Genomic DNA, 11,173 nt, shown 5'->3' on the forward strand with positions numbered 1-11,173 from the left:
AGCAATCTTGCCAATCGCCTCTGACAACGGCCCTCGTGGCCGCCCCACGAAGAGCTCCGGCACGGGCGGCACCCGGGAGAACGCTACCGCCCGTCCGCTACTGGCAGTTGCCCCGCGAGCGGGTACACGATCGCCGGGTGGATGTCCGTCCACGCGGACTCCCTGTGGCCGCACACCGCCTGCTGATCAAGCCGGTCGGCAACGGGACAGGCGCCCGCCACCACCGGCATCAAGCGCGCTGCCTTTGTTCAGCTGTGCCGCATCCAGATGTTGGGCTCGCGATACACGCCGCGATCGGCAGATCGGTCGACCCGAAGCAGGCTCAACCCTCCTGGAATCACATAGTCACCCGACTCCGGGAAGGCCATCCCTGTCCACTGCTCCCACTCAGCAACCGTGCCGGTCATCGTCTGCGAAGCCGGCGCCGCCGCAAGGATCTCGGCACCGAGACGCTGATGGGTCCGTATCCACGGGTCAAGGGCCATCCCGTCCGCACGGCTCCACCTCATGAAGGCCTCGATGGGAGTCAACGGATACTGAGCCTTCATCGTCGGGCGAACCGGCGCGATGACCTGGACCAATCCGGCTTCCTCAGCGGTCCGGCGCAGGGCTTTGAGGGTCTCTCCCGCAAGTCCGCGCCCCTTGAGCGACGGGGTGACGACAGCTCCGCAGATGACCAGGGTGTTGGCTTCGACCCCCTGCTCACGGCCCTCGACCGCACGGACAAGGGCCTGGGTGTATCCGGTGGGGAGCGTCCCGGTCAGACCGTCCCAGTGGATCGGTACACCCCAGCCCGCCGCGACGGGCGCCTCATGCTCATCCACCAGCATGAGGTCCAGTCCGGCGAACCACTCGCGGACCCTGCCGATGTACTCCTTCACCAGCCGGTCAGCGGAGATGAACTCCTGAAAGCCCTCGCTGAAGAGCTCCTTCAGCTGCTCATCCCGCCACGTGCGCGCGTCAGTTCGCTCGATCTTCAATGCCATGCCTGTTCATAACACACAGGCTCTCAGCTTCCGTGTCTGTGGAAGGCTGGACTGATGATCACTAGCGCAAGGGCGGACTCGGAATCGCTGGCCGGCGGGGCTCTCGATTGGGTGTTGAGGGCGGCGAGGACCGTCAACGACGGTCTGACCTGGCCTAACAAGCTGGCCGACGAGCAGACCAGCCCAGATTTGTACTGCGGGACGTCGGGGGTCTTGCCGGCCCTGCTCGACGCGTGGCGCTACTTCGAAGACGACCGGTATGCGGATGCGGCCGTGCGCGGTGCCCGCAGCGTCGCAGCCGCAGTCGACGAATGGGAGGACAGCGGCCTCTACACAGGGGTGGCTGGCATGGCAGTCGCTCTGCGGGGCGTGCACCGGGTCTTGGGCGACACCGCCGCCGGAGCGTCCGCCGACCGTGCGCTCGACGTTCTGCGGGCGCGCTTCGACGGAACAGGGTGGAACGACTGCTACGAACTCATCGTCGGCAACGCAGGCATAGCGCTCGCCGCTCTGGAACTTGGTGATCTTGAGCTGGCTCAACTGGCCGTGCAGCGCTACGCACTTGCTGCTGAGCCCACCGCAGGCGGCGTCCATTGGGAAATCCGTGCCGGCGCTGAACCCCGCCTGCACCACATATCGCACGGCACTCTCGGCATCGTCCACGCCCTCGCTGCGGTAGGACACGCAACTGGCCGTCCGGACCTCGTCGAGCTGGCCCTGGCCGGGGCCGCCGACATCGTCTCCCGCAACGACGCCGGCCCCAACGGCTTCCTCGTCGCCCACTCCGACCCGCAACAACAGCACGAGAAGATCGAGCGCTACAGCTACGGCTGGTGCCACGGCACAGCAGGCGACGCCCAGGTCTTCCGCCTCCTGAACCACATCCAGCCCGACCATCCTGCTTGGGCCGGCCTCGCCCACCGTTGCTGGCACACACTGCTCAACTCCGGTATCCCTCAGCGCACCCGACCAGGGTTCTGGGACAACAACGGCCGCTGCTGCGGAACCGCCGGCGTCCTCGCCCTCGCCTGCGACCGGCACGTCGAACACGGCGACGGCCGCACCTTCGCCGACATCCTCGTCGCCGACCTCGCAACCCGCGCCACGACCGACGCCGACGGAATCCGCTGGTCCAACATCGAACACCGCGAAACACCCAGCGTCCTCCCCGCCACCACCGGCTGGGCCATGGGCAACGCAGGCATCATCCGCGAACTTCTGCGCCACGCGCGCATCTCCGCCAACAAAGACCCGCGATACGCCGTCCCCTTCCCTGACCACCCACCCACGGCCCGGCCAACAGGCTGATTGGAGTGGGGGGTTCATCGAGGGGCCTTTCTCGTTGATCGGCTCCATGGACGACACTACGGCCGAGCATGCGGCAGGGTTCCTTCGCTGTGCGGGCTTCACTCCACCGGGTACCGGGCCGTCGATTCGTGCGCACGCTGATCTGATCTGTTCTCTGAACCTTGCAGTCGGATGCCGCGAGCACCGTGAGGGCGATGGCTCAGGGCAGGTGCCTACGGACCCCCGTCCATGTGATGAGCTGGTCCTTGGCAGGTCCCGGCGGCAGGAAGTCCACAAGCCGCTCCAGATGAGCGTCTTGCTCTTGTAGCGGCGAAGTTCGCCGATCTGCTCGATCCGGAGTTCGCGCCAGTTCGTGGACAGTGTTGCGAGCTGACCGAGGTCGAGGGCGAGGGTTGCGAGGGTGTCGGCGGCGAGGGCTTCAGGATCCCCGTCTGAATCGGTGTCAGGGCCAAGGTGATCGATGATTCAGGTACGTAGCGCGAGGTTCTGGCGGACCTTCCGGTCGTGACTCCAGGGGGTGTCGCCGGGCAGACGTGCGTTGGCGTTCAAGGACAGCTTGGCCCAGCGAAGGCGGGCGGGCCGTGCCTCGTCGGATTGGTAGGCGTGGGACCCGGGCGTTGCGCGCCTGAGCCGGCGAAAGGGGTCAGGGGCGGTCGCAGGACCTCTGGTGACCAGCATGTGCTCACGGATAGTTGGCCATTTCGCTCAGAAGTAGCTGGTCAGTACGGTAGCGATTCGGCGCACGCTGGGCCGAAGCATGCTTCGTGGGGTGCAGCGGTCGGCTACTCGCCGGTGGCGCCATCGATGGCCTCGCGGAGGAGATCGGCATGACCGACGTGGCGGGCGTACTCCTCGATCACGTGCTCAAGGACGAACCGCACATCGGTGTCACCGAATTCCGGGTTCGGCACGATGCGCGCGACGTCGAGGGTCACCTTCGCGAAAACCTGCCGCGATTCCTCGCACGCCTCGAGGTAGTCCTCGTAGACGTCCCTGGCCGGCGTAGCGTCCGACTCGTCGTACCACTCGCCACCGTCAGCGGTGACGTAGGTCCGATGGGGAAAGAAGCGAGGGCTCGTGCCGGCCAACGTCCGCTGGAACCAGGCCCGCTCAACCCCCTGCAGATGGCGCATGAGACCCAGCAGGGTCAACGCCGAAGACCGCACAGGACGTAGCCGCAGTTGTTCATCCGAGAGGCCCTCGCACTTCCACAGGAAGGTCGCTCGGTGGTAATCGAGATTCGAAGCGATCACCTCCAGCCAAGGGCTCGATACTGCTCGCTCAGGCCGGACGATCTTCTGGACCACAATGTCGCTCACGGTGGAGTCTCCTCACTGGTCATCAAGCTTGGTCGATTTCGCATGTGCCCATGGTCCGGGAACTGGCCGGCACTCGCCGCCGAAAGGCCCCCGCCGCCCGGCCTTCCGCACTTCGGTACGCGCTCTGCGTCGCGAGGACCCCCAGGCGCCGGGCCCCGCGGATCGCCGCCAGCGGCGAGGACTTCGCCGGCTTCTCGACCCTCACCTCCAGCTGAGCCAGCAGACCGGTGACGGCTTCCGGGAGCGGGACGACCGAGCGCTCCACCTCAACGGAGTGCTCGTCCCAGTCCCGCATACAGATCTCCGACGCCATGGGAACCGCCGTCTGAAGGTCCTGGTCACCGATCTCCTCCCAGTCCAACGCTCCTCGGGCCCGTGCCAGCCGCAGGACCACACCGCGCGCAGCGCAGCTACGCGCGGGCCCTGCCAGGGCCGGCCGTCGTTGACGGTCCACTGGGACACCGCCCGACCGCCGCCACCTGAACTCGCGTCGAGGTGCACGGGCCGCGGGACCGCTCCGGCGTGGCAGGCCCCGAACCCGGTCGGCGGACCCTCGCCCGGCTGCGCGCGCCGATGACAGTTCAGGGTGCTGTGGCTGGCCGTTTTGCGGCCGAACGCGTTCACTGCCGCGCGAGCTGGAGGCTGAGGACTCCGCCGTCGCCTCCTACGATCAGGTCCGCACCGGCGGTGGTCACACAGGTGAGCGCCGCTTCGAGGGCGATGTGTTCCACCGTGCCGGTCTTCGGCTCCCACACCCGCAGTCGGTGGCCGTGGCGGGTGCCGGCGACCAGGACCGTGCGCCCGTCCTGCAGAGTGGTGGCGGTGATGAGCGGCACGCCGGCGGTGCCTGTGGAGGCGGGCAGACCGTCGCTGACCGGGGCACCGGTGGCAGGGTCCCACAGCATGACCACACCTTGGTTGTCTCCCGTGGCGAGCAGGGCTCGGTCGGATGTGGGCACTGCCGCCACAGCCGCCACCCGGTGGTCGGCATCGGCGAGCGCACGCGCGCTCAGCTGCACGGCCGCGCCAGACGTCCATGGGTCGTCGACGGCTGGATCCCACACGTGGAGGCGGCCTGCGGTGTCCGAGGCTGCGATCAGCGTATGGCCGTCGGAGATGGGGACGGCGGCGATCGACTGGATCGGACTGCCGTAAGGGTTGAGGCGTCCGACGCATTCACCCGTGTCCGGGTCCCACATCCGGACTGCGCCTCGGGGGGTGGCGGTGACGAGCAGGATGCGGCCGTCGGGGATGGCCGCGGCGCACATCCCGGTCAGCCCGCCGGGACAGTCGCCCGCCGATTCCCGAACCCGCTCCCTGGTGGCAGGGTTCCACACGGCGATCGTCCCTGTGTCGCCTCCGCTCGCCAAAAGGACGCGGTCGGCGGGCAGAGCCATGGCCGTCATCGAGCGGATGCGATCAGGATGTCCTGGCAGCAGGTCATGGACGAGTCGTCCGTCGGCCACGTCCCACAGGCACACCACGCCTCTGTCCCCGCCGCCGGCCACCAGCGTCGGCCGACCGGGACGGGACAGTACCGTCAGTGAATCGACGCTCCCGAACGAACCGGGAGCGGAGTCGGAGAACACGACCATACGGCTCCAGGGTGTGCCGTCGGCCGCGAGCACCCTGGTCCCGTCCTGCCGGAAACGAGTTCCCGTTCCCGCTCCTCCTGTTCGGCCGGCCGTCGCCGAGACAGTCGCCCCAGCGGCGTCCGTCGAAGCCTCCGTCGGACGCTCCTGGGGGTACGCGCCGTCCGGGTTCTCCGCCAGGCCGTCGGCGATCGTCCAGAGACGCTCGCAGTCCCAGCAGCGGAAGTGTCCGGTGAGCGACATCAAACTGCGGGCCCATTCCCTACCGGCCCGCCGCGGGCTGCCCTTGACCGCGACCATGCCGGCGACCAAGCACAGCACAGCCTGCCCCGGCATTTCGTCGGGTACCCCGGCCGCCGCGACCTCGCGTCCCACCCGCAGGAACGACTCCCACCCCTCCCCCAGCGCATCGCTCCGCAACGCTGCGGCGGCCTCGCCCCAGGGATGTCGTCCCGCACGGACGCGAACGGGATCAGGCAACTCCGGTGCCTCCAAGGGCGGATGCACCGGATCCCTGAAGAAGTCCGGGATCTCGGTGTCGCTCTCACACCCGGGACACACCAACTGAAGGCCACTTTCCCGGAGATCGCGAAGGCGCCACACTGCCTCGCCCATGTGATGGCCGGCGAAGGCCACACAGGAGAGCACGAGGTGGGCGCACACCTGCGCGGGAGCACCGGCAGAAAGGAGGCTCCGTATGGCCGCCTCCTCAGCCGCCCGCAGCGCTGTGCTGAACCCTGCCTCCAGATCGGCCGGGACGGGAGGCCTGTCCTCCGCGGTCACGATGCATCCCAGGTCCACCCAGAAGTCCACGGTCCGCCCCGGAGGCAGGGCCGCTGCCGCCTCGATGAGATGAGGCAGGGCCGCGTAGGCGCCGTCGAAGACGGTTCCGTCGTCCAGCAGACCACCGGCCAGGGCGGTCCAGCCCTGTCTCCACTCATCCCTGTCCTCGGTGTCAGCCGCCGAGGCCAACTGCGCCAGGAGCGCTTTCACCTCCTCGGCCTTCACACCACGAAGGTCACGCCAACGAGGGCTGTCCAAGGGCAACTTCGGAATCATGGATGAAGTCTCGCAATCGGCACTGACAATCGGAGGCTTGGCGTCCGACAGCCATCGCTCAGCTCGTCAGCTGGTCGACGACCACGGCCACTGAGCGGGGCATGATCCGCTCCAGGACCGGCAGAACAGGCTCCCAGCCGCCGAGAACCACCACCTGCGCAGCGAGCCTGCGGGCCCGGGGCGGCTCGGACAGCTCCACGAGTGCGGCCAGCGCGCGGGCTCGTGTCCCGCGACAGACGATCGAGCGGGTCAGCGTCTCGGCGCCGTCCAGATCACCGTGCCGGGCCATCCCTCGGGCGACAGCGAGAAGCGCCTCACCCTGTGCCCAACCGTCGTCGATCAGACGGGCCATGGCCTCGGCCCTGCCCTGCTCGCCGCGCAGCACCAGCTTCCGGACCACGTCGATCAGCGCCCTGTCATGCGCCCGACGGTCGGTGATCGCGTGCGCGAGAGCCTCAGCCCCGTCCGTGTCGCCAGAGCGGGCAAGTTCTCCGACAATATCCGCCTGCTGCGCCACGGACAGATCCAGGTCGAGCCCCTCGGTGAGGGCCATGGCCCTCTCGACCTGCCCATGGCGGGCGAGAAGGAGCGTCAGCGACCTCAGCAAAACATTGTGATCACGGCCATCACCGGTCTCGAGCAGTGTCTCGGCCCGGTCGGCCAAGGCCAGGGCAATGTCGAGGTCGGCGTTCTCGTCGACCGCATCCAGCACACACGCCAGGTCCCGGGCGTCGAGCGGGAGTCGGGCGGAGACTGGGTAAGCAGCGGACCCGTCCAGGTCTCCGTCCAAGAGCGTGCCCTGGTCACCCGGTTCGCCGAGTGCCCATCCGCATCGCCTGCCGCCGGCCCCGACGGCGGATCCGGGCGGGGGGCGCAGAAGAGCGTCGAGACGGCGGAAGTCCCCCTCACGCGCCTCCCGCGCCAACACCACCGCCAGGGGACGCGGCTTGAACCACCCGGTCGGGTTGCGAGACCGGGCCATCTCCTCCACACGATCGGCCAGTTCCGCCGCCCGGTCGTGGTCGCCGGTGGCGACGGCAACCTCCACGAGGAAGCCGAGCATCTCTTCCATGCCGTCGACGGCGCAGCGACGCGCCTCATCGTCGGCACGAGCGGCAAACCTGCGCGCCTCAGCGATGTCGCCGCGGTCCGCCATCGCCTTCGCCAGCAGGGCCCAGGCCCACCCCCAGTTGTGCGGGTAGCGGATCCTCTCCGCCAGAGCGACAGCCCTGTCCCCCTCACCGGCACGCGCCCACACCGGCACGAGAGAGACCAGTGCCTGGTCCCGCAACTGCCTCAGGGGAATCGACTCGGCCAGCGCCTGAGCACCGCTTAGATCTCCCGCGCCCACCGCAGCCTTCACCAGCTCCAGAAGCTCTGTACCCTGCTCGAGCTCGTCACCCATCGCGTACGCCAGCTCAGCCGCGCGGACGAGGTGACCGGTGCGGGCGAGCGCCCTCCGGAGCCATCCACGAGTGAGACCGGCGCCCGGCTCTCTTCCCACCGACAGCCGCAGAAGGGTCAGCAGGCAGGGCTCGAACCCCCCTTGCGCGATGCTTCTTCCCACGTCGTTCTCCGGTGCCGGGCCGCGGCGTCGCTCCCATTCCCGCAACATGAAGAGCTCTGGCCCCCACTGGGCCAACCCCTCTGGCATACCTGGTACCCCCCTGGTACAGCACCCCGGCTGTCCGCCCGCGCAGCCGGCCCAACAATACGGCGGGACTCCATCGGATCGTCACCAAGTTCCCCTCGCCATCTGGGCGTTCGCCGATGACGTACGGCCATGATGGCAAGAGCCCATCGGTGACCGGCGGGCAGAGGACGGGCCGGGCTCGGGGGCAGGCCGTACAGCGGTACGCGCCCGGAATGACGAACTCGATGCCGGCAACCCGAAACTCCGCCCGGCAACGCATGAGCAACGGCCGACTCCCGATTCCGAACAAAGCGCGGACGCAATGAAGTTCCCGCACGATCATCACGATCGTGCCCGCAATCTCAGCGTCCGGCCGTGGTCGGCAGAACGGGTGATCAACCCGCTCCCTTTCGACCGGCAGACGGCTCCGGCGCCGAAGTGGCCTCGACTGCATGGTTACCCGGATGCGGAGATCCGCCAACAGCAACTACAGTCATCTCGGGCATATTTCAGGGGGTGGACATGAAATATCGAATGCTGACCGCGGACGTGGTGAACCTGCTTCTCGGAGGCGGGGAGGCAACCCCGAAAGGCATCGAGACCACCGCCCTGGAAATGGTCCGCACGGGCCGACTTCAGGGTGAACAGAAGGCCGACGGAACACTGACCGTACGGACGATTCCGCCCACCGCCGACTCGGCAGCGCTGCGGCCCGTCGAGACACTGGTGGTCGAACGAATCCGCCAGCGCAGCCGAAGCGGTGTCGACCGTGTGCCGATAGGCGCCCTCGGGCCGGGCGACGGCGACGAGTTCTGGGTATGGTGGCGCGACTTCCAGAAACGTGTCCGCGACGAGACGACGGCCCTCGGCCTCATACGGCCGGCCCGGAACAAGTACGTGACGCTGACGTATCGGGGTGCGGCTCTCGCCGCCTGGTTCGGCGCCCTGTGGGCCGGAGTGTCGTGGAGTCCCTACGGGATACGGATTCTTCTCCAAGCAGTCCTCGTACTCAGCCTGTTGGGGCTGGTACGGCTGTCGGACGTCCCGCTCGGATCCGAGCCCAGGTTGACCGCCGAAGGACGGCAGGCCGCGCGCGAGTGGCGGACCCACGACCGCGACGGAGAACATCGGCTGCCCAAACACCAGGTGGGAACGGCTGGTCCCGAATCGGCGCTTCCCGTACGCGAGCCGCGGCAGATCTGGTCCTCGTACGGCAGAACCTGGCACGTCGTGGACGCCGGGCCGCTGGATCCCCCGCGCTGGGGACACCTGTGGCAGTTCGTCGTGCTGGCCGTGACCGTGTGCGCCGGCTTTGTCGCCATGCTCGTGGTGAGCCTGACCGCGCGCCCGCCCTACGGCTGGGAATGGGACACCGCTCCGGTCCTCACCGGCGTACTGCTGTGGAGCCTGTGGCTACCGGCCCGCCGTCATGTCCTGGCTGTTCCCGACGAGTCCAGCTTTCGCGGCGCCGTGATCTCGCGCTGGGACTACGACACTCACTATGACGACCCCCACACGGATGTCACACACTACTGCTGCTCCATCGAGGATCCGGCAACGCGGAAAGCTTGGTCCTTCGAGGTGGACCGGTGGAGCCGACCGATGTATTCACACAAGGCGAACCCGCAGCTCAAAGACCGGTTCCGAGTGGGGGACATCGTCGATGTCCACTGCAGTCCGCGTCAGCGCAAGATCCATCGGATCAGTGTGGTCGAGGCCGTGTCGCGGGCCGACTGACGATCGGACCCGCTCTCCGACACCCCTGCGGCCGCCCGCCTCGCGCCTTCACGAGGTCGGGTGCCTGATGCTTGGTCAAATAGGCGGAGATACCCATTTACTCCTGAGCGACCAGGACTGTGATGGACGGGGTCTCCATGTGGATGCCCGGTGTGGACGTCTACGAAGGGGCGTCCGCACCGGGCACGAAGGCCGGCCCCGAAGGACTCCCGCGGCCGCGTGACCAGGTGCATGCGCAGGTTTCCCACACGAGGGCGACAGTAAGCATCGGACCCCAATAAGCGTCCCATTGACGATAAGTGGAGCGTCGTGCGAGGCTGACGTAGTCGTCGCGCCGGAGATGTCCTGCACGAGCATCTTGCTGTGACCAGCGCCGTTCTGATGGTTCCGATCAGGACGACTGACCACTCCCCACCACCTGACGCCACCTTCCGAGCCCGGTGTACGCGGGCCATCGCACCGTCTGGAGTCCGCATGGCACGCATTCCCGCACCCCACCCCGAGCTGGACGCACGGGCTGCCGATCGGGCCGCCGGAGTGCTGCTCGGCGCTGCGGTGGGTGACGCACTGGGCGTGCCGTACGAGTTCAAGGCGACGCTGCGCGAGGATCAGCGGCCGATGATGATCGGCGGCGGCCTGGGACCGTACGAGCCCGGTGAGTACTCCGACGACACCCAGATGCAGGTCTGCATCGCCCAGGTGGCGGCGACCGGAGCGGATCTGCGCGACCCGGAAGCCCTGGACGCGATCGCCGCCAACTTCCAGCACTGGCTCGGCGAAGGCGCCAGCGATGTCGGCAACCAGACCAGCATGATCCTGAGCATCGCCGCCCGCGCACCCGGGTCGGCGGGCACGGCGATGCGGGAGGCGGCCCGCGAGTACACCGCCCGCAACGCGCGCAGCGCGGGGAACGGCTCCCTGATGCGCACCGGGATCGTCGCCCTCGCCCACCTCGGTGACCCCGCCGCGATGGCCGAGGCCGCCATCGCCGTCAGCGCGCTCACCCACCCGGACCCCGACTGCGCCGATGCATGCGTGTTGTGGTGCTCCGGCATTCGTACCGCCGTACTGGACGGGACCTTCGACGGGGTGCGTGCCGGCCTGAACTTCCTGTCCGCCGAACGCCGGGGCATGTGGGCGGAGCGGTTGGACGGGGCCGAGGCCCACCCACCGCGCCACTTCACCAACAACGGCTGGGTCGTCCACGCACTCCAGGCCGCCTGGTCGGCGATCACCCGTACCGGCGTGCCTGAGTTGCGTCCCGCCGAGGGCAGTTTCCCCGCTCAGCACCTTCAGTTGGCCCTGGAGGCGGCGGTGCGTGCCGGAACGGACACCGACACCGTCGCGGCGATCGCCGGTTCCCTGCTCGGCGCGCGCTGGGGCAGTTCCGCTGTCCCGCTGGAGTGGCAGCGGGCCGTAACCGGCTGGCCAGGCCTGAAGGGGGCCGATCTGGTCCGGCTGGCACTGCTCACGGCCCGCGGCGGCAGCGACGACATCGCCGGCTGACCCTCGACGCCGCAGCTGCCGTCCTCCCACCCC

The 11,173-nt window shown here is 68.4% G+C and carries 8 protein-coding genes; 3 read left to right on the forward strand and 5 right to left on the reverse strand.

What is annotated here, in order from left to right; genetic code table 11:
- Positions 1-248: 248 nt before the first annotated feature.
- Positions 249-986, reverse strand: a complete 738-nt coding sequence (locus OG406_RS04540) for a hypothetical protein (RefSeq protein ID WP_329184138.1) — start codon at positions 984-986, stop codon at positions 249-251.
- A 54-nt stretch (positions 987-1,040) separates the two neighbouring features.
- Between OG406_RS04540 and OG406_RS04545 the strand changes: the two genes are divergently transcribed.
- The gene (locus OG406_RS04545; RefSeq protein WP_329184140.1) at positions 1,041-2,294 is read left to right on the forward strand and encodes a lanthionine synthetase LanC family protein; all 1,254 of its coding nucleotides are present in this window, start codon (positions 1,041-1,043) and stop codon (positions 2,292-2,294) included.
- A gap of 782 nt (positions 2,295-3,076) precedes the next feature.
- Here the strand turns inward: OG406_RS04545 and OG406_RS04550 are convergent.
- From OG406_RS04550 to OG406_RS04565, 4 genes are all read right to left on the reverse strand, one after another.
- A complete protein-coding gene (locus OG406_RS04550) occupies positions 3,077-3,613 on the reverse strand; it encodes a DinB family protein (RefSeq protein WP_329184142.1) in 537 nt (178 codons plus the stop codon).
- Positions 3,614-3,635: 22 nt separating this feature from the next.
- The gene (locus OG406_RS04555) at positions 3,636-3,974 is read right to left on the reverse strand and encodes a hypothetical protein (protein ID WP_329184143.1); all 339 of its coding nucleotides are present in this window, start codon (positions 3,972-3,974) and stop codon (positions 3,636-3,638) included.
- A gap of 259 nt (positions 3,975-4,233) precedes the next feature.
- On the reverse strand, positions 4,234-6,213 hold the full coding sequence (locus OG406_RS04560) for a WD40 repeat domain-containing protein (RefSeq protein ID WP_329184145.1): 1,980 nt from the start codon (positions 6,211-6,213) through the stop codon (positions 4,234-4,236).
- A gap of 109 nt (positions 6,214-6,322) precedes the next feature.
- Positions 6,323-7,669: a hypothetical protein gene (locus OG406_RS04565; protein ID WP_329184147.1), complete on the reverse strand. Its 1,347-nt coding sequence runs from the start codon at positions 7,667-7,669 to the stop codon at positions 6,323-6,325.
- Between the two features lie 762 nt (positions 7,670-8,431).
- On the opposite strand from OG406_RS04565, the gene OG406_RS04570 reads away from it, so the two are divergent.
- Complete coding sequence (locus OG406_RS04570; RefSeq protein WP_329184149.1) at positions 8,432-9,634, forward strand: hypothetical protein; 1,203 nt, start codon at positions 8,432-8,434, stop codon at positions 9,632-9,634.
- Positions 9,635-10,108: 474 nt separating this feature from the next.
- The gene (locus tag OG406_RS04575) at positions 10,109-11,140 is read left to right on the forward strand and encodes an ADP-ribosylglycohydrolase family protein (RefSeq protein WP_329184150.1); all 1,032 of its coding nucleotides are present in this window, start codon (positions 10,109-10,111) and stop codon (positions 11,138-11,140) included.
- The last annotated feature ends 33 nt before the right edge of the window (positions 11,141-11,173 follow it).

The organism is Streptomyces sp. NBC_01428 (assembly GCF_036231965.1).
Lineage (GTDB): Bacteria > Actinomycetota > Actinomycetes > Streptomycetales > Streptomycetaceae > Streptomyces.